The organism is Ruegeria sp. CRTD044, from assembly GCF_059613485.1.
The window spans coordinates 75,809-94,624 of sequence record NZ_JBXWSP010000005.1 but is presented as its reverse complement, the minus strand read 5'-3'; the positions used below and the strand labels follow the sequence as shown (position 1 = coordinate 94,624).

Annotated in this window: 19 protein-coding genes and 2 pseudogenes; 12 read left to right on the top strand and 9 right to left on the bottom strand. The window is 57.1% G+C overall.

The features are described from left to right. Window positions 1-75 precede the first annotated feature (75 nt). From AC2FNL_RS07530 to AC2FNL_RS07485, 10 genes are all read left to right on the top strand, one after another. A complete protein-coding gene (locus AC2FNL_RS07530) occupies window positions 76-1,023 on the top strand; it encodes a carbohydrate ABC transporter permease (protein WP_093965437.1) in 948 nt (315 codons plus the stop codon). Beyond that, window positions 1,020-1,958 (top strand): carbohydrate ABC transporter permease, encoded by a 939-nt coding sequence (locus AC2FNL_RS07525; RefSeq protein ID WP_010442361.1) that lies wholly within the window; start codon window positions 1,020-1,022, stop codon window positions 1,956-1,958. The genes AC2FNL_RS07530 and AC2FNL_RS07525 overlap by 4 nt, the downstream gene beginning before the upstream one ends. Further along, window positions 1,955-2,143: a hypothetical protein gene (locus tag AC2FNL_RS07520; RefSeq protein WP_093965435.1), complete on the top strand. Its 189-nt coding sequence runs from the start codon at window positions 1,955-1,957 to the stop codon at window positions 2,141-2,143. The genes AC2FNL_RS07525 and AC2FNL_RS07520 overlap by 4 nt, the downstream gene beginning before the upstream one ends. 2 nt (window positions 2,144-2,145) lie before the next feature. Next, on the top strand, window positions 2,146-3,243 hold the full coding sequence (locus tag AC2FNL_RS07515; RefSeq protein WP_496833001.1) for an ABC transporter ATP-binding protein: 1,098 nt from the start codon (window positions 2,146-2,148) through the stop codon (window positions 3,241-3,243). Continuing rightward, window positions 3,236-4,228: an ABC transporter ATP-binding protein gene (locus AC2FNL_RS07510; RefSeq protein ID WP_496833000.1), complete on the top strand. Its 993-nt coding sequence runs from the start codon at window positions 3,236-3,238 to the stop codon at window positions 4,226-4,228. The genes AC2FNL_RS07515 and AC2FNL_RS07510 overlap by 8 nt, the downstream gene beginning before the upstream one ends. 10 nt (window positions 4,229-4,238) lie before the next feature. Continuing rightward, entirely contained in the window at window positions 4,239-5,861 is a 1,623-nt protein-coding gene (locus AC2FNL_RS07505) for a dihydroxyacetone kinase subunit DhaK (RefSeq protein ID WP_496832999.1), read from the top strand. 7 nt (window positions 5,862-5,868) lie between these two features. Further along, window positions 5,869-6,927 (top strand): LacI family DNA-binding transcriptional regulator, encoded by a 1,059-nt coding sequence (locus AC2FNL_RS07500; protein ID WP_093965428.1) that lies wholly within the window; start codon window positions 5,869-5,871, stop codon window positions 6,925-6,927. 26 nt (window positions 6,928-6,953) lie between these two features. Further along, window positions 6,954-8,009, top strand: coding sequence for a sugar phosphate isomerase/epimerase family protein (locus tag AC2FNL_RS07495; RefSeq protein WP_093965426.1), 1,056 nt, complete (start codon window positions 6,954-6,956; stop codon window positions 8,007-8,009). Further along, the gene (locus AC2FNL_RS07490; protein ID WP_496832998.1) at window positions 8,009-9,163 is read left to right on the top strand and encodes a Gfo/Idh/MocA family protein; all 1,155 of its coding nucleotides are present in this window, start codon (window positions 8,009-8,011) and stop codon (window positions 9,161-9,163) included. Before AC2FNL_RS07495 ends, AC2FNL_RS07490 begins: the two co-directional genes overlap by 1 nt. Window positions 9,164-9,659: 496 nt before the next feature. Then, window positions 9,660-10,037 (top strand): hypothetical protein, encoded by a 378-nt coding sequence (locus AC2FNL_RS07485; RefSeq protein WP_496832997.1) that lies wholly within the window; start codon window positions 9,660-9,662, stop codon window positions 10,035-10,037. A gap of 628 nt (window positions 10,038-10,665) precedes the next feature. On the opposite strand, the gene AC2FNL_RS07480 is transcribed toward AC2FNL_RS07485, so the two are convergent. The 8 genes from AC2FNL_RS07480 to AC2FNL_RS07445 all read right to left on the bottom strand — a co-directional run bounded on the left by AC2FNL_RS07480 (window position 10,666) and on the right by AC2FNL_RS07445 (window position 15,674). Next, a complete protein-coding gene (locus AC2FNL_RS07480; protein WP_496833030.1) occupies window positions 10,666-11,472 on the bottom strand; it encodes a transglutaminase-like domain-containing protein in 807 nt (268 codons plus the stop codon). Between the two features lie 216 nt (window positions 11,473-11,688). Continuing rightward, window positions 11,689-12,003, bottom strand: a complete 315-nt coding sequence (locus tag AC2FNL_RS07475) for a hypothetical protein (RefSeq protein ID WP_496832996.1) — start codon at window positions 12,001-12,003, stop codon at window positions 11,689-11,691. A 179-nt stretch (window positions 12,004-12,182) separates the two neighbouring features. Next, window positions 12,183-13,808: a chaperonin GroEL gene (gene groL / locus AC2FNL_RS07470; protein WP_496833029.1), complete on the bottom strand. Its 1,626-nt coding sequence runs from the start codon at window positions 13,806-13,808 to the stop codon at window positions 12,183-12,185. 38 nt (window positions 13,809-13,846) lie between these two features. Continuing rightward, on the bottom strand, window positions 13,847-14,134 hold the full coding sequence (locus AC2FNL_RS07465) for a co-chaperone GroES (RefSeq protein ID WP_496833028.1): 288 nt from the start codon (window positions 14,132-14,134) through the stop codon (window positions 13,847-13,849). 170 nt (window positions 14,135-14,304) lie between these two features. Continuing rightward, window positions 14,305-14,442 carry a hypothetical protein gene (locus AC2FNL_RS07460; protein WP_496832995.1) on the bottom strand — a complete coding sequence of 46 codons (138 nt, stop codon included), beginning with the start codon at window positions 14,440-14,442 and terminating at the stop codon, window positions 14,305-14,307. A gap of 87 nt (window positions 14,443-14,529) precedes the next feature. Next, complete coding sequence (locus AC2FNL_RS07455; protein ID WP_496832994.1) at window positions 14,530-14,964, bottom strand: CBS domain-containing protein; 435 nt, start codon at window positions 14,962-14,964, stop codon at window positions 14,530-14,532. A 75-nt stretch (window positions 14,965-15,039) separates the two neighbouring features. Continuing rightward, the gene (locus tag AC2FNL_RS07450) at window positions 15,040-15,429 is read right to left on the bottom strand and encodes an SPW repeat domain-containing protein (protein ID WP_496832993.1); all 390 of its coding nucleotides are present in this window, start codon (window positions 15,427-15,429) and stop codon (window positions 15,040-15,042) included. Next, entirely contained in the window at window positions 15,426-15,674 is a 249-nt protein-coding gene (locus AC2FNL_RS07445) for an EF-hand domain-containing protein (RefSeq protein WP_299900785.1), read from the bottom strand. Before AC2FNL_RS07445 ends, AC2FNL_RS07450 begins: the two co-directional genes overlap by 4 nt. A gap of 297 nt (window positions 15,675-15,971) precedes the next feature. Here AC2FNL_RS07445 and AC2FNL_RS07440 point away from each other — a divergent pair. Together AC2FNL_RS07440 and AC2FNL_RS07435 are read left to right on the top strand one after the other, a co-directional pair. Next, window positions 15,972-16,217 (top strand): annotated as a pseudogene (locus AC2FNL_RS07440) (Mu transposase domain-containing protein); the annotation flags it as partial. Between the two features lie 50 nt (window positions 16,218-16,267). After that, window positions 16,268-17,050: pseudogene (locus AC2FNL_RS07435) on the top strand (Na+/H+ antiporter NhaA). Here AC2FNL_RS07435 and AC2FNL_RS07430 read toward each other — a convergent pair. Beyond that, window positions 16,998-18,797 (bottom strand): SLC13 family permease, encoded by a 1,800-nt coding sequence (locus tag AC2FNL_RS07430; protein ID WP_496832992.1) that lies wholly within the window; start codon window positions 18,795-18,797, stop codon window positions 16,998-17,000. The pseudogene AC2FNL_RS07435 and the gene AC2FNL_RS07430 sit on opposite strands and share 53 nt — an antisense overlap. Window positions 18,798-18,816 lie beyond the last annotated feature (19 nt).

The window sequence follows — 18,816 nt, the reverse complement described above, 5'->3', positions numbered from 1 at the left end:
TACACAGGTAGGAGCGGGTGCAATCCCGCTCCACCTTCACCCGTGAGTCCTAAACCAACAAGAGCTGGCAAAGAGATGTCTGACAGGACCGTAGATCGCGTTGCGGAGGCAACGCCCGAGCGAGTTGCGCGAAAAATCCGAGGATTATCCGACCGCGCGATCGCTTGGATATTCATCTCCCCAACGATTTTTCTATTGCTGGCGATCAACATCTTTCCGTTGATCTGGACCATCCAACTGAGCTTTACCAACTACAAGGCCAACCGGATCGGGCGTGAAGTCAAAGATGTCGGTCTCAGGAATTACGAGCGTATCCTGACAGACTCGGACACCTGGCTGAACATGCAGGCGACGGCGCATTTCCTGTTCTGGACGATTTTTTTCCAGGTCCTGATCGGGTTCACGCTGGCCTGGTTGATCAACAAGAAATTCAAGGGCAACGATCTATGGACCACGATCATCGTCTTGCCGATGATGCTGTCCCCGGCCGTTGTTGGGAACTTCTGGAAATTCCTGTATCAGCCTCAAATCGGCCTATTCAACTACATCGTGTCCTGGTTCACGGGCAAGGACCCCTCAAGCTTTGAGATGCTGGGATCGGTCACTTTGGCCCCTTGGGCGATCGTGATTGTTGACACCTGGATGTGGACCCCCTTCGTGATGCTGATCTGTCTGGCAGGCCTGCGCAGCATCCCCGACTACATCTACGAGGCGGCTGAGATCGACAGGGCCAGCAAGCTGCGGCAGTTCTTTACAATCACCATTCCGATGGTGCTGCCGTTCCTGATGCTCGCGGTGCTGTTTCGAGGGATCGAGAACTTCAAAATGTTCGACCTGGTTGTTCAGCTGACCGGAGGTGGACCGGGATCTGTAACGGAACTCACCTCAATCAATCTCAAGCGAGAGGCGTTTGAGAAGTGGCGGACGGGCTACGCCTCGGCCTATGCGATCATCTTGTTCGTCACCGTGTTCGGCCTTGCGTCGATCTACGTCAAAGCCCTGAACAAGGTGAAACAGAGATGAGCAGTTTTTCCGTCACTGAACCTTCGAACCGGTCCAAATGGATCGCAGGCTTCCTGGTCATCACTTATGCGCTGATCACGATGATCCCGCTGGTCTGGATCTTGCTGACCGGGTTCAAATCCCCCGCCGACGCGATCAGCTACCCGCCTAAAGTGGTCTTTGACCCAACGCTCGAAGGTTACGTCAATCTTTTCACCACGCGCACCAGGCAAACGCAGGAGTTTCTGGAAGCCAACCCGCCGCAGAACTGGGCCGATGAGATCGTCCGCCAATACGACATGGTGATCGTTGGGCCCTCCAAGTTCGGCGAGCGTTTCATGAATTCGGTCATCATCGGATTTGGCTCGACGTTCTTGAGTATCTTCCTCGGCACGCTGGCCGCCTATGCGTTCAGCCGATTTAAGGTCCCGCTCAAGGACGACCTTCTGTTCTTCATCCTGAGTACAAGGATGATGCCCCCGGTCGCTGTCGCCATCCCGATCTTCCTGATGTTCAGAAACCTTGGGCTGAGCGACACGCATCTGGGAATGATCCTGCTCTATACAGGGGTAAATATCTCTCTGGCGGTTTGGTTGCTGAAAGGGTTCATCGACGAAATCCCAAGAGAGTACGAGGAAGCCGCCCTTATCGATGGCTACACGAGGTTTCAGGCTTTCTACAAAGTGGTGCTGCCGCAAGCCGCCACGGGCATCGCGTCAACTGCGATCTTCTGCCTGATCTTCGCCTGGAATGAGTACGCGTTTGCCGTGCTGCTGACATCTGCGAATGCACAGACCGCACCGCCGTTCATCCCGACCATCATCGGTATTGGCGGCCTGGACTGGCCCGCGGTGGCGGCCGGCGCGACGATCTTCCTGATCCCGGTCATGATTTTCACCATCCTGATGCGCAAACACTTGCTGCGCGGGATTACATTCGGAGCCGTACGCAAATGAGCGAGTTTCTTTCCGGATTGATGCGGCTCCGCCGCGGCCCATGGGAGATGGTCGCAACCATCCTCATCGCACTGGGTGTCTTCATGCTGATGCAGCCCTTTGTCCTTTGGGCCTTCACTTATTCCTTCATCGTCACGCTGATCGGAACCGTCATGTTCATCATCGTCAGCCATTTCCCGGAGTAGAAATGGCCCAGATCGTAGTCAAAAACGTAAAGAAGATGTTCGGCGATTTCACAGCTGTCCGCGAAAGTTCGTTCACGATTGAAGACGGCGAGTTTTTCATGCTGCTGGGCCCCTCCGGTTGCGGGAAAACGACGACGCTGCGGATGATCGCGGGATTGGAGCTTCCTACGTCGGGCGAAATCTATCTGGACGGCGAAGAGATCAGCCAGCGGCCGCCATCAGAGCGGGACATTGCCTTCGTGTTCCAGATGTTCGCGCTGTATCCGCACATGAACGTGCGCAAGAACATCAGCTACCCCCTGATATCGCAGGGCATGCCGCGGGCTGCTGTCAAAGCCAAAGTAGAGGAAGTCGCGGGAATACTAGGGATCAAGGACATCCTCGATAGCCCGGTAGGCGGTCTTTCAGGTGGCGACAGGCAACGCGTGGCGCTGGGGCGCGCGATTGTTCGCGAACCCAAGGCGTTCATGATGGACGAGCCGTTGGGCGCTTTGGATGCCGAATTTCGCGAGCACATGGCCGAAGAGTTGCGTGCGCTTCATGATCGCATGGGCGCAACCACTGTTTACGTCACACACGATCAGTTGGAAGCCATGCAAATGGGCGACAAGATCGTTGTGATGAACAACGCTGTGATCGAGCAATTCGGCACGCCTCAGGAAATTTACGACAAACCGGCCACAATGTTCGTTGCGGACTTTATCGGATCGCCTTCGATGAACTTCCTGCCGTTTCAAGGAAAGGTCGCGCCCGGCTCGGAAATGGTTCGACTGAATGGCCATGACGAAGCCGTACCCAAACTGATGGAAGGTGCGGAAGGTGACTTGGTTTTCGGCGTTCGACCCGAGCATGTTTTTCTGTCGGATGCCAGCGCCTACCGAGCCAAGGTCCTGGCCGCAGAATATCTTGGAACCACCCAGATCGTGACGCTGCAAAGCCCGAACGGAGAGTTGAAAGCCCGGATTGATGCACGCGAAACCGTCAATCCCGGCGAGACGGTTGGATTGGAATTCCGCTCATCCGCAGTGACCCTTTTCGAAAAATCTACCGGACGCGCGTTGAGGTCCGCACTGAACGACGAGGTACTGAGCAATGGCTGAAGTCGTTCTGGAAAACATTTCGAAGTCATTCGGCGACATCAAAGCGGTGGATGATATCTCAATGACGATCCCCAACGGTGCCTTCGTGGTGTTGTTGGGTCCGACGGGTGCGGGAAAAACAACAACGCTGAGATTGATATCCGGGCTTGAGAAGCTGGATTCAGGCACAGTTCGCATTGCCGGGCGCGACGTCGGGATGGATACACCCGCCCAGCGCGACGTGGCGATGGTCTTCCAGCAATACTCGCTGTACCCGCATATGACAGTGCGTGAAAACCTGTCTTTCCCTCTGCGGTCGCCGATCCTGAAGACGCCAGAGGATGAGATCGCCAGGAAGGTCAACGAAGTCTCGGAGATCCTGCAGATCCCGCACAAGCTGGAGAACAAAGCCACCGAATTGTCCGGCGGCGAAATGCAGCGTGTGTCGATCGGACGGGCGCTGGTGCGCGACCCCCAGATATTCCTGATGGACGAACCGCTCAGCTCTTTGGATGCCAAGCTTCGAGCGGATTTGCGCGTCGAGTTGAAGAGGATTCAGGCCGACCTGGGATCAACCTTGCTTTATGTGACCCATGATCAGGTGGAAGCCATGACAATGGCCACGCATATCGGCGTGTTGGAAAACGGCAGGCTGGTTCAATACGGTACCCCCCGCGATATCTACGAAAATCCCGGCAGCGTTTACGTGGCCAGCAGGTTGGGTCTGCCACGGATAAACATCCTGCCGTCCGAGTTGTTCGGAGGCGACCACAAAGGCCCGCAGATTGGTCTTCGCCCGGAAAACATCGTTGAAGGTGAAGGCAGTGAGGCGCGCGTGATACGCGCCGAGCACCTGGGCGATCAAACACGGCTGCACCTGGACCTAAACGGTCACCCGGTCGTGACGTTGATAGATGTCCACCAGGACTATCCATCTGGAAAAATTATTAAAATCCGCCCCCGTAACCCATTGTATTTTGACGCGTCCGGCGCGCGGGTGAATTAAGGAGCAAAGCATGGCCCAGTTCCTCAACACAAAAGAAACGCTGGTAACAGATGCCATAGATGGTCTTCTGGCCTCCTCTGGAGGGAGGCTTACCCGGCTGGACGGCTACCCGCATATCAAAGTTGTCTACAGGTCGGATTGGGACAAGTCGAAGGTGGCGTTGGTGTCCGGTGGAGGGTCAGGTCACGAACCCGCCCATGCGGGCTTTGTTGGCGCCGGTATGCTGACGGCCGCTGTCTGCGGCGAAGTGTTTGCGTCCCCGTCGGTCGAGGCGGTTCTGGCGGGCATTCTTGCGGTCACGGGTGAGGCTGGGTGCTTGCTGATCGTCAAGAATTATACCGGTGATAGGTTGAACTTTGGGCTGGCCGCTGAACGTGCCCGTGCATTGGGTCGCAAGGTTGAAATGGTGGTCGTCGACGACGACATCGCCCTGCCCGACCTGCCGCAGCCACGTGGCGTGGCAGGCACGTTGTTCGTGCACAAAATCGCCGGAGCACTTGCTGAAAGTGGTGCTGACCTGGACACCGTTGCCAAAGCAGCCAGAAGCACCATCGAGAAGGTTGTCAGCATCGGTATGAGCCTGGACACCTGTACTGTTCCGGGATCTCCGAAAGAAGACAGGATCGCACCTGGCAAAGCGGAACTTGGTTTGGGCATCCATGGCGAGCCGGGTGTGCAGCAAGTCGAGTTCTCAAGTGCCGTATCGGCCATGTCCACAATGGTGGAGAAACTGAGGCAACGGCTTGGGGCCGGGGAATGTGTGGCGTTGGTCAACAACCTCGGTTCCACGACTCCGCTGGAAATGGCCGTCCTAACGCACGCCTTGTCCGAAACCGGTATTGCCCACCATATCATCGGCCCGGCCCCCATGATGACATCTCTGGATATGCACGGGTTTTCTGTTTCCATTCTGCCCGTGGATCAGGACGATTTGTCAGCTCTTGAAGCACCCGTTGGTCTGGCCGCGTGGCCCGGAGTCAATTCCATCGACCCGGTCAAAGTGGCACCATTGCCTGACGGCCTGACCCCGATCGATCCAATTCCTTCGAACAATCCCACCACAAGGGAAACGATCTCGCGCTTGTCTGAACTCCTCATCAACGCTGAGAAGAACCTGAACGAACTGGACGCGAAATCCGGTGATGGCGATACAGGAAGCACATTGGCGACGGCCGCAAGAGCGCTGCAAGGCAGCCTTGACCGCATGCCGCTCGCTGATTTGACTCAGCTGTTTCCGGCGTTGGGCAATGAATTGAGCCAAACCATGGGTGGCTCCTCCGGCGTGATACTTGCAATTTTCTTCAACGCAGCTGGTGATGCATGTGCCAATGGGGCAACCGTTGCCAAATCCTTGGAAGAAGGCCTGAAACGCGTCAGCCAAGTTGGAGGCGCCAAGGTCGGCGACAGAACTATGATTGACGCCTTGGCACCCGCGCTTGCCGCTCTCCCGTCGGGGTTGGCCCATGCAGCAAGTGCCGCCCGCGAAGGTGCGAACAATACGGCCAAAATTCGCCGTGCGAAGGCGGGCCGAGCAGCCTATGTTCCCGAAGAAAACCTAGTTGGACATAACGATCCCGGCGCTGAGGCCGTTGCCTTGTTATTCGAGGGCTTGGCGCGGGAGCTTGAGGGCTGAAGAACACGTGGCAGACCAAAAACAAAAACTAGAATTGGTGAAGAAGCCAACCGTCAATGACATCGCGCGGGTTGCGGGTGTCAGCCTGGCCACTGTGGACCGGGTCTTGAACAGGCGCCCCGGCGTGCGCGCAGTGACCGTTCAGAAAGTACAAAAGGCAATTGATGAGCTGGGGTATGTGCGCGACACCGCCGCGGCCAACCTCGCACGAAACCGGGTTTACAATTTCCTCTTTGTTCTGCCGGACACCGACAACGAATTTGTCAAAGCGATCAGCAACCAGATCGCAGAGCAATCCCGTGACCAGTTTATCGAGCGGACTCGCATCACGATCAAAAGGGTCGCTCCGTTTGAACCGCAGGATATCGTCAACATTCTGGATGCTGTCGACAGTTTGGATGTTGATGGAGTTGCCGTTTTCGGACCCGAAACGCCTTCTGTTCGCGATGCGGTGAGACGGCTCAAGGACAAAGGGGTCCCGGTGGTTGCCTTGGTGTCTGACCTGCCGAGTTCCGAGCGAGACCACTTTGTAGGAATTGACAACGTTTCCGCAGGACGAACCGCCGGTCAATTGATGGGGCGGTTCGTGCATCGGGAAGGCAAGGTCCTGGTTCTGACTGGCTCTCGTTTGGCACGTGACCACCTGGAGCGTCGCCAGGGCTTTGATCTTGTTGTCGCCGAGGAGTTTCCGCATCTCGAAGTCGTGGCGTCTGTTGAGGGCCGGGATGACCCGGATCTGATTTACAAGATGATGCCCGAGATCTTCGAAACCTACCCGGATCTGGTCGGAATATACTCGTCAGCAGCGGGCAATGCCGGCCTTATTCAGTTCCTTTCGGAAAACAAGCTCAGCAAGGATCTGGTGATCATAGCGCATGAGCTGACTCCGCTTAGTCGAGAGGCTCTGAGGCTTGGCACGTTTGACGCCCTGATCTCGCAAGACACCGGGCACATTGTTCGTTCAGCCGTCCGTCTTCTGCGTGCGACTTCAGACAAGGTCCCATTCAACAAAGCGCAGGAACGTATCCGTATCGACATCTATCTGAGGGAAAATTTACCGCCATAGCGGCTTAGCTTTTGGGGAGGAAACTTATGAAAACGATCAAAGGTCCAGCACTATTTCTTGCACAATTCGCAGGGGACGAAGCGCCGTTCAATTCGTGGGACGCGATTACCAAATGGGCGGCTGACTGTGGATACAAGGGCGTCCAGGTTCCCAGTTGGGATGGCCGGTTGTTCGACCTTGAACAGGCCGCGTCCAGCACCGGTTACTGCGATGACTTCAAAGGCAAAGCCAGGGAAAATGGCGTCGAAGTCACTGAACTGTCAACGCACCTTCAGGGTCAGCTTGTGGCCGTTCACCCGGCCTATGACAGCGCCTTTGATGGCTTTGCCGCCGAGAGCGTCAGAGGAAACCCGAAAGCCCGGCAAGAATGGGCCGTAGACCAGGTCAAAAAAGCATTGTCCGCTTCGAAGAACTTGGGCATTTCGGCCCATGCGACATTCTCGGGCGCGTTGGCATGGCCCTACGTCTATCCCTGGCCGCAGCGCCCTGCCGGCTTGATTGAAACGGCATTTGATGAACTCGCCCGCCGCTGGGTGCCGATCCTTGACCACGCCGAGGAATGCGGCGTCGATGTCTGCTACGAAATTCACCCCGGAGAGGACCTCCACGACGGCGTGACCTACGAGATGTTCCTCGAACGGACAGGCAATCACCCACGGGCCTGCATGTTGTACGACCCATCGCACTACGTGCTGCAATGCCTCGACTATCTGGACAATATCGACATCTACAAGGATCGGATCCGGATGTTCCATGTCAAAGATGCCGAGTTCAACCCGACCGGGCGGCAAGGGGTTTATTCAGGATACCAAAGCTGGGTCGATCGTGCCGGCCGGTTCCGGTCGCTTGGTGATGGCCAGGTGGATTTCGGGGCGGTCTTCTCAAAAATGGCGGCGAACGACTTTGATGGCTGGGCTGTGGTCGAATGGGAATGCTGCCTCAAACACCCCGAGGATGGAGCGCGTGAAGGCGCTCAGTTTGTGTCGGATCACATCATCCGTGTGACCGAGAAAGCCTTTGATGATTTCGCGGACGGTGGCGCTGACGAAGCCGCCAATCGCAAGATGCTGGGGATCGAATAATGGTTACAGGACGCAGTGAAGAAGCCTCGGGTCGCATTCGGCTTGGCATGGTCGGCGGTGGAAATGACGCCTTCATAGGCGGCGTTCATCGCATAGCAGCGCGATTGGACGACAGGTTCGAGCTGGTTGCCGGCGCTTTGTCTTCGACGCCCGAAAAATCCATTGATAGCGGCCGGGCATTGGGTCTCGAACGGGTCTATGAAGACTTCAAACAAATGGCGATCCGGGAAGCCCGGCTCAAATCCGGGATTGAAGCGGTCTCAATCGTCACGCCAAATCACGTCCACTATGCCGCCGCGCGTGAATTCCTGAAACGCGGGATTCACGTCATTTGTGACAAGCCACTCACCTCGACCCTTGCCGATGCAAAAAAACTGGTCAAAGCGGCGGAAAGCGCGAATGCCCTGTTCATTTTGACCCACAACTACACGGGTTATCCGATGGTTCGGCAGGCGCGTGAAATGGTTGCCAACGGCGATATTGGCAAGATCCGCGTCGTCCAGGTTGAGTACCCGCAGGATTGGCTGACCGAGCAGCAGGATTTCAAACAGGCGGAGTGGCGAACCGATCCCGAACGCTCGGGCGCGGGCGGATCAACCGGTGACATCGGAACCCATGCCTACAACCTCGCTTGTTTTGTGACCGGGCTGAGGGCGGAAAGCCTTGCGGCGGATCTGCAGGCCTTTGTGCCTGGGCGCCAAGTCGATGACAACGCACATGTCTTGCTTCGCTTCGAAGGCGGAGCGCGGGGTATGCTGTGGTCCTCTCAGGTGGCTCCTGGCAATGAAAACGCACTTCGGTTGCGGGTCTACGGTGAAAAAGGTGGGCTGGAGTGGGCTCAGGAAGACCCGAACTATCTCTGGTTCACGCCCTACAACGAACCAAAGCGTCTGATCACTCGCAATGGCGCTGGAGCTGGTGACGCTGCCAATCGCTTGAGCAGAGTTCCTCCGGGCCATCCCGAGGGATATCTTGAAGGGTTCGCCAATATTTACGGAGAGGCTGCTGAGGCGATCCAGGCTTTCCGAAATGGGATTTCACTTGAGGTGGGCGTTGTTTACCCAACCGTGCATGACGGGCTAGACGGTGTTAAATTTGTAGCCGCTTGTGTGCAAAGCTCGTCCAGAAGCGCGGCTTGGGTCAAGTTGGAGTAAGTCTGGCTGTGGGCATAGGGTAGGCACCGGATACTGAGCCAGACAACCCTTCCCTGCCACTCGGCTCGTCCGACCACCAGTTCGCCGCAGTATTGAAACTCTGTGGCCGCCAAAACCACGGCCCGCCGGCGAAGCAACCCTTCGCCGCATCATCCACCGATGGCCGCTCTGCGGACGAAGCCGCCAACGCGGCCGGCAAGTAAAAATGGCCCGAACCGGCCCACAAAGGAACCATCGGCAAGAGCGTCAATCCAGCACAGCAGCTCAAAGATATCAGCGACCGCTTTTCAGAAAGATCGCCGCAACGGAAGGCGATCAAGGCAAAACTGTATGGGCACGAATAGTCTCCAACCATCACGTATCCGCTGCCGGATTTTGAGGTCTCGGTTTACGCCTCTAGGCCAAACAACCGAGCGCGCAAGCCCCCTCGATTTGACGACCCTGTATTTTTTCTGATAGACAGCGCGCCCTTTCCCAAAAATAGGAGGACCTGCAGATGTGGGTAGCATTCTCGACGCCCGAGGGTTCGGGCTTTTTCTCAGCCGTTGCCAAGGATGAGGACGGCAACACCAGCGGGCCGCACATGGGATCCCGCGTCTGCCTGCGGTTTCGCCGCGCACAGGACGCCGAATTGCTGCGCGACTATGGCATGGACGGTCAGGTGATCGAAACACCGGGCGGCGATTACCGTTACCGGGCATTCATACCGCGCAACCACCTCGTGACCGTGCTGATGAACTTGGGCAACCACATGTCTTACCCCAATTTCAAGGCCAGCATCCCAAAAGATGATGTGGCGTTCGAACGCGCCTGCCACGAGGTTTGGGCGGCATTCGGCGAACTACAGGAAGGCGGACCATATGGAATGCGGTGAAACACCCCATTAAACCCAGCGCGGTTGCCTCGAAGTTGTCTTGAGACAAAACACCTCGGTTTCACCACACGGGCCAAACTGCAAAAAACACTGTTTATCGGAAGTTACCAGTGGCGGACCGAGGAGCAACAATACTTTTTGTATAACTATTTGTTAGTAATTTATAAAATCTCAGAAATTAAGATGTATACCACTAAATATACCACACCAGTCATTGGAACTGGCGCTTCAAGTCTCAGGTTCGACCATGACGGAACGACCGGTAGCTAAGAATAGCAGACACTCATACAAAGTGCAGCGAACGTTTTCTCCGAGCCCTTAATGTAAATTCGATAATCTCGCTGCGTGCGCTCGCAGCGTGGAGAATACTGCGCTAGCAAAAAATTTGGTGCCGCGGACGAGCGCAAAACCGGCCATTCATGCTGAGCTTCGCCAGGCATTCATCGCCTTGCAGCGGCGAAAGACACCCTCTCAGAAGGGGCGCGTGACCTGAATGTGTCTCAAAATGTCTTGAACTTGGGCGTCGCGAAATTCCCGTCCATGCCGGACTAGGATGCTTAGCCTCAGTGCTTCTAATATGGGTACTTGCGAAACGAGTTACGATCGTGCGCTTCAAATGACATTCAGGTTATGCCAATTCTTCGGTCCAAACCTTGAACTCCGTTAAGGTGTTTTCCCCGAATGTCTGTGTCAGCGGCACGTCGGCAGCATCGCGGCCGCGCGCGATCAGAATTCGCGCAAAACGTGGCGTGTTGTTGCGAGGGTCGAACATCTGCCATTCGCCATCGAGGAACACCTCCATCCAAGCGGCGAAGTCCCCAGGCGGATACGGAAAAGGCTCTCCAATGTCGCTCAGATATCCGGTGCAGTAGCGTGCCGGAATATTCATGCAGCGACACAGGGCGATGGCGAGATGGGTGAAGTCGCGGCAGACACCCTGCCGCTCAGCCAGTGTCTGCGATGCAGTGCGCGTCGCCCTTGCTTGCATGTAGTCAAAGGAAACATGTCCATGCACGAAGTCGCAAATCGCCTGGACCCGTGACCATCCGGGGTCGGTGGCCTCAAAACGACGCCAAGCCTCCTCTGACAAGAGATCTGTGTCGCAATACCGGCTGCCTTGAAGAAAAATGAGTGTCTCGAAGGGCAGTTCCTGAACCGCTTGCTGCTGCGCGTTTGGGAACACAGGGTCCGGTCGGCCGGTGTCGCGGAAAATGCCATCCGTGGACAGGGAGAAGTCGCCCGCCGGAGCCAACAAGCGCGTGCACCAGTTGCCGAAGCTGTCCCGGAAACTCTTAAGCGGTACGCTTGGCGAGGTCACGAGATAGTCGGCGCGCTCCAGGTCCCCAAAGCGCGAATAGTGCACGTTCAGCATCGCGATCAACGGCGTCGGCTGAGGGAAGCTGAAGCGCAACCGGCAGCCAATGCTGACCCGCATACCGGCGGCGCTGCGAAGAGAATTGTCAACATCACCGGCCAAAGACACAAACCTCGCCGGAGAGGTGGCTGCTTCGCACCTGCGGGTTTTGCGGACTGGAAGCGGTTCGGTCATGCGCGAATACCGGAAAGGCGGGGAACGCGCGCGCGGTTGCCGCGAAAGTCATACCAAAGTCCAGCGCCGCCAGGACTCGTGTCTTGGGTTGCATGTCGTGGTTCACTGGTCTTCTCCTCGCGGAGGAACCGTCGCACCGCTCTGATGCCTAATGTCCGCCACGGCCGCGTCCCGGTTGAGCGCGGCTTTCAGGTCACTGTCGGAGATCGACCTTAACTCTGTACGGCCCGTAGATTTCCCCCTCCCGCGCACTGTTAAGAATGTCGAGGTGCGCCGCCAGGCCTCGAAGCTCAGCCCTTCAAGAAGCTCCTCTTCAACAAGGACTTCGTATTCACCGGCTGGCAACTCACCTACATAACCGGGCAAGGAAAACGGGTTCGAAAACGTCACCTTCGTTTTGGACGATCGGGTATTCATGTGGATACTCCGCTGAGTTGTTGAATTTACCGTTTACGGCCGTTCGATGTGCGCCCCCCCCGGAGTTCTGGCCACCACAAGTGGGTGGCAATTTGCCATAATGCGAGAACACTCTTTTAAGTGCCGACCCATTTTAGCGCTTTCCGCCAATCAAGGCGTCTTTCGTCCGGGGCAACCATCTACATCATGCTTTCCATGTCAGCCATCTCGGTCCTTCCCGATTTCGTCGGTCGATCAGCAATCATCGCTTCGGTCGTGACCAGCAGGCCAGCGACGGAGGCTGCGTATTGAAGAGCAATGCGCACGACCTTCGTCGGATCAATGACACCCGCCTTCAGCATGTCGCCGTATTTGTCCAATTGCGCATCGTAGCCGAACGTGTTGCTTCCATTCTCAACGATCTTTCCGGCAACGACCGATCCGTCGACCCCGGCATTCTCGGCGATTTGGCGCAGCGGTGCCTGGAGTGCTTTGCGGATGATCGCGATGCCTGCTGTCTGGTCTGCGTTGTCACCCGTAAGACCAGCCAGCACCTTGCCTGCGTGGACCAGCGCGACACCACCGCCGGGAACAACGCCTTCCTCAACGGCCGCGCGGGTTGCGTTCAAGGCGTCATCGACCCTGTCTTTGCGCTCCTTGACTTCGATTTCGGTCGCACCGCCGACCTTGATCACTGCCACCCCGCCAGCGAGTTTTGCAAGACGTTCCTGCAGCTTCTCCTTGTCGTAGTCCGACGTGGTGTCTTCGATCTGTGTGCGGATTTGAGACACGCGCGCGGCAATGGCCGCCTTGTCACCCGCCCCATCGATCACGGTCGTTGCATCCTTTGTGATGGTGATCTTCTTGGCGACGCCCAGCATATCCAGGGTGACGTTCTCGAGCTTGATCCCGAGTTCTTCGGAAATCACCTGGCCGCCCGTAAGAATGGCGAGGTCTTCCAACATCGCCTTGCGACGATCCCCGAAGCCAGGCGCTTTGACTCCTGCGACCTTCAAGCCGCCGCGGAGCTTGTTCACAACAAGCATGGCGAGTGCCTCGCCATCGATGTCTTCGGCGACAACAAGGAGCTGCTTGTCTGCTTGCATGACCGCTTCGAGTAGGGGCACCATAGGAGCCAGAGAGGTCAACTTTTTCTCGTGCAGCAGGATGACGCAGTCTTCCAGGTTCGCCGTCATTTTCTCGGCTTCAGTGACGAAGTACGGGCTGAGATAGCCGCGGTCGAACTGCATGCCCTCGACGACTTCTGTTTCGGTGTCGAGCCCCTTGTTTTCCTCGACAGTGATGACGCCTTCGTTGCCAACCTTGGCCATTGCGTCCGCGATCTGCTGGCCAATCGCGGTCTCGCCATTGGCCGATATCGTGCCGATCTTGGCGATTTCATCGGTGTCGCCGACTGGGCGCGACATCTCTTTGACCTCGGCCACAACGGCGGCCACCGCTTTGTCGATCCCGCGTTTGAGATCCATCGGGTTCATGCCGGCGGCGACTGACTTCATACCCTCCTTGATGATGGCTTGCGCAAGCACAGTCGCTGTAGTGGTTCCGTCGCCGGCCTCGTCATTGGTGCGCGACGCGACATCCTTGACCATTTGTGCGCCCATGTTTTCGAACGGGTTGGACAGGGTGATTTCCTTTGCCACAGTCACACCGTCCTTGGTAATGCGCGGCGCGCCCCAGGATTTGTCCAGGACAACGTTGCGGCCCTTGGGGCCCAGCGTGACCTTGACGGCGTTGGCGAGTGTATTGATGCCCTTGAGCATGCGGTCACGGGAATCCGTGCCAAATTTGACGTCTTTTGCAGACATGTCGGTATTCCTAATAAATGAGGGGAGGACAGAGGGTGTCAGGCGATGATGCCTAGGATGTCGCTCTCCTTCATGATCATGAGGTCTTCGCCGTCGATCTTGATCTCGCTGCCGGACCATTTCCCGAACAGGACTCTGTCACCGGTTTTGACGTCCATGGCGATCCGGTCGCCGTCGTCATCCCGTGCGCCTGCGCCCACGGCCATGATTTCGCCCTCAGAGGGCTTTTCCTTGGCGCTATCGGGGATGATCAGGCCACCCTTCGTCTTTTCGTCGCCTTCGATGCGACGGACCAGAACGCGGTCGTGTAGAGGCGTAAACATGATGGAATAGCTCCTTCTGGAGAGTTCCGATGGGTATGGCCAAAAAAATTCAGGTGCAAGGGCGCTTGCCACTTTTCAGTGCCTTTGCAGGAGCGCGCGAAACTTGCGCGCGCTCCCTTCAGTCTTGCGACGAACCTCGTTGCGGTGGTTATCACCGCAGGGGCAAGCCAGAGCTACTTCAGTTTCTTTCCGCTAATCTCCAATGCAGGCTTGCCTGCAAGGGAATTGGCTGTGGCTGAGACTTTCGGCTTCTCCTGCTTCGGTTTCTTGGCTTCCTTGTTGCCGCGTTTGCCGTGTTTATCTTTGGACATTGTCGTTCCTTTCAGAGTTGGTTGGTTTAATGTCGCGAAAAGCGACACGTTCAGTTTGGAGGTCCTGGCCCCGGCGGGCCGCGGACGTTACCCGGCACCGCTGACAAAATTGCGCATCTGTGACATCTCGCCTTCGGCCAGAGACAAGCGGTGGCGCGTCACGTCGATGATGCTGACCAGTGCAACGGGCACGCCTGCATCCGTGATCGGAATGTGGCGCACATTGTTCTGGGTCATCAGCAGCTCAAGGCGCTGGACAGGATCTTTCACATCGCAGGTGATGACGTCCTTTGTCATTACGTCCAGCACAAGAAGTATGTCCGACACTATTTTGTTGTCGTCGAGATACTTGACGATATCACTGCTCGACAAAATGCCATCGATCGATGCGCCATCAGCCGTAACCAGAAGCGCCGAGGTGTCGTCAGCAGCCAGCATTGTAATTGCCTCGCCGACTTTTGCGGTTGGCGCAATTGTGCGCAGGCTAACCTTCGGGTCCTTCAAAAGCGTCTTGATTGTCACGGTGTGATGCTGACGAGGCACGATAGGCCCCGAGCAAAAGACGGGTGCGGCGACAATCGCCGCACTCCGGAGGGTTTACTGGACGTTGTGGCCTGCCCAGTGGTAGTAGAGCTCGATGAGAGCGCTCAGCACGAACACGGAACCAATCACTTGAGCGTTCCAAACAGCCACAGAGCTTTCGTTGAGATCAAGCACCAGAGGCGCTGCGATCATCGACGACCCCAATGTCAGACCGGCCATCGCTTGCATCAGGTCTTGCCTTGGATGGTTCAAACACGCCACCCAAAGCGCCACCAAGCCGCCAAGCATCAGTACTGCTGTCTCACCTATCCGCGCGTTCATCAGCGATTTTTCACCGCCAAGAAGCAGAAAAGGTGAAACGATCAGCCAAAAACCCAGGCTCACATAGACCCATCTGAACCTGTCATGCACGAGCACTGGCCGACGATTGTGTGACGGCGTCATGCGTCGGTCTCGATATCGGGCAGCATCTCGGTTTCAACCGCGATCATCATTTCTTCATCGTTCACGAAGCCGTCGGCGTCCGTGTCGATCTCTTGAAACAATTCTTCGGTGAGTTCGGGAAAGACAGTTTGAAGCTCAGCGAGGGATGCTTTTCCGTCCCCGTCGGTATCGATCTCGGTGCTCATGGCGTGAGCCGAGAGGGCTACGAAGGTCGCGAGAAGAGCACCAATGGCAACTCTACTCATTTTTCTCTCCATCAGAGATGTGGCGATCCATATTGCTTCGCCTATTGAAGAAGTGGCCTTGGTCGATGCGCAATACAAGATGCGACAGTAAATTATTATCTCAGTAAATGCAGTCACCTAAAAATCATTAGCGGCTTCCTCAAGTAAGCGGGTGAAGCCGCTCTGGGAAGCGTGTCAAATCATGGCCAGAGCACATAAACGTAGCCCGCGTAAGCGACCAACAGAGCCAGACCCTCCCAGCGTGCAATCCGCCATCCCGTCCATGCAAAGACAATCAATACCAGCGACACGCTGAAGCCCACGTTGATGGCGCTGCCGCCCGCCTTCGATGGATTTGTCGAACACAGCAAACGGGTATCGCCGACATGCCTGGTGACCTTCGAACGCAACCGGTACAGCGTGCCGGCCAGCTTTGCCAACCAGCGTATCAGCCTGCATGTCTACCCCGAACGTCTGGTCATCGTGGCTGAGGGTCAAACCGTTTGTTCACATGAGCGGATCATAGAGCGGTCACGCCGCAAGCCTGGCAGAGTGGTCTGCGATTGCGAAACCCGCGACAGGCCGCCCTGCCGTTCGCGGGCGCTTTGGGTGGCATGGTGGTGCCGGTCGCGCTCTATCTTTTGTTGATGTCCGGGCAGCCCGGGGCGCACGGCTGGGGAACCGTGATGGCAACCGATACGGCGTTCGTGATTGGGTGCCTGGCGCTTTTCGGAAGCCGGATCCCGTCCACCTTGCGTCTGTTCCTTCTTTCTCTGGTCATTTTTGACGATGTCGGCGCAATTCTCGTGGTCGCCTTCGGTTACGGGGAAGCGTTGAACTGGTCGGCGCTCGGTTAGGGTCTGCTGGGAATTGGTATCGTCGCAAGCGCCTCGCGTCTCGGGATCAGAAGTGTCCCGGTTTATTTCCTTCTCGGAGCGGCAGTCTGGCTATGCATCGACGCCTCCGGCGTTCACGCGACCATCGCAGGGGTCATTCTGGGCCTTATGACGCCGACGCGCATATGGGTAAGCGATGCCCGGCTGCATGCAATCCTTGGGCGCCTACGCGCCGTTTCGGCCGGCGATCGGCAGCGGGGAGATACCGCAACCCGCCATAACCTGCGTCAAGCAAGCAGAGCGGTCACGGAGGCACTCTCGCCATTCGAACGGCTCGAGACAATGCTGCACCCTTGGGTCGGCTTTGCAATCATGCCGATCTTCGCGCTGGCAAATGCCGGCATCACGGTTCACGGTGCCGATTTCGAACAACCGGTCTCCTTGGCGATAATTGTCGGCCTGGTGTTAGGAAAAGCGCCACAAGCACCGCAGAACAAGACCGGGTACCCTAGAATGGGAAGAATACCGGGATCACCCCGACCACGGCTGCGCCGACGATAAGATTCATCGGAACGCCGATCCTGAGGAAGTCGGAAAACTTGTAGTTCCCAGCGCCATATACCAATGTGTTGGTCTGATAGCCGACCGGAGTGGCGAAACTTGCACTTGCGCCAAACATCACAGCGACGACGAACGGCTTGGCGTCGACACCGAGCTGTTCCGCAACACCGATCGCGAGAGGTGTAACGACGACGGCAACGGCGTTGTTGGTAACCGCCTCGGTGAGCGCCGAAGACAGTATGTAGATCGCAGCGAGCGTAACAATTAGGGGCAACTCTACGAGAGTCGGCACCAATGTCTCCACGATCAGGTTGACTGCTCCTGCATTCTGCATACCGCTGCCGACGATTAGCATGGAAAAGATCAGCACAAGGACGCTGGCGTCGATGGACGCCCAGGCTTCGCCGCTGTCGATGCACCGGAGCACGAGGATGGCAGCGACCGCGACAAGGGCAAGCACGCTGATCTCGGCGAACCCGGCTGCAGCGAGCGCCACAACCGCGAAAAGCGTGAACAGAGCTAGCGGCGCTTTCCCGCGGCGGAAGGCGCGCCCCCCGGCATCCGTGATCGCGGCAAGATCGCCCGCCTCGGTCATTCGGGCAAAGCCTTCAGGCGTTCCTTCCAAAAGCAGTGTATCGGCGGGGCGCAAAAGCGCCGTCGACAGGTCGGGTCCAAGCACTTCCCCATGTCGGTGGGCGCCAAGAACACGCATGCCGTATCGGTGCCCCATGGCAAGCTGGGCAATGCGCACTCCACGGCTTCGGCGTGAAAGCGTCACGATAGCTTCGGCGACGATTAGCTCCGAGGTGTTTTCGGCCGCTGGCCCCTGGCGCAACCCGACTTCGATCCCTTCAAGTTTCCTGAGGGTGAGCAGTTCTGATGTCGCAACCTTGGCAATGATCCTGTCGCCCGGTTCGAGTATGTGTTCACTCAATCCCTCTCTCTTGACTCCAGAACGCGCACGGATGCCGACGATTTCAACACCTCTTCGGCTGAAGGCGGCGATTTCATGAATCGTTCGACCAATATTCGGGTAGTCCTCTTGCGGGCGTACCTCGGTCAAAAAAGTCGCTTCATCGTCGCCGCCCTGTTCCGAAATATCCTTTCGGTCTGGCAGCAGGACAGGTCCAAGCAGGAGGAGCGCCACACCGCCTGTGGCCGCGGCCACCAGACCGACCGGTGTGATCTCGAAAATTGAAAACGGTTCCAAGCCAGACGCCTGGGAAACGCCGTCCACCAGAAGGTTGGTCGACGTGCCGATCAGAGTACACGTCCCGCCCAGGACGGACATGTAGGATAGCGGAATCAACAGGCGTGTCGCAGCAAAGCCCAGGCTCTGCGCCAAACGAATGGCCACCGGTATGAGGACGATGACGACCGGCGTGTTGTTAATCAGACCCGAGGCGACTAGCGTCGCGATGAGAAACGCCGCTATACCGGCGACCGGGCGCTTGCTCCCTGCGGCGACAACCTTGTTCGCAAGTGCGTCGAGAAGCCCGGTTCGGACCAGCGCGCCGCTGATTACGAACATCGCGGCGATCGTTATGGGTGCAGGGTTCGAAAACGCTGCCAGAACTTCATTCGTGGGGACAAACCCCAAGACGACAAACAGCGCGGCGGCCCCCGCAGCGGTTACGTCCGGTTCGAAGCGCTCGGAAAGAAATGCTGCGAACAGAAGGATGACAATTGCGAGCGCAAGATAGGGTTCATAGTCGGTGATGAGATCAATCAGTCCGCCCTCCTTCATTCATACCTTTGCCGCTGAC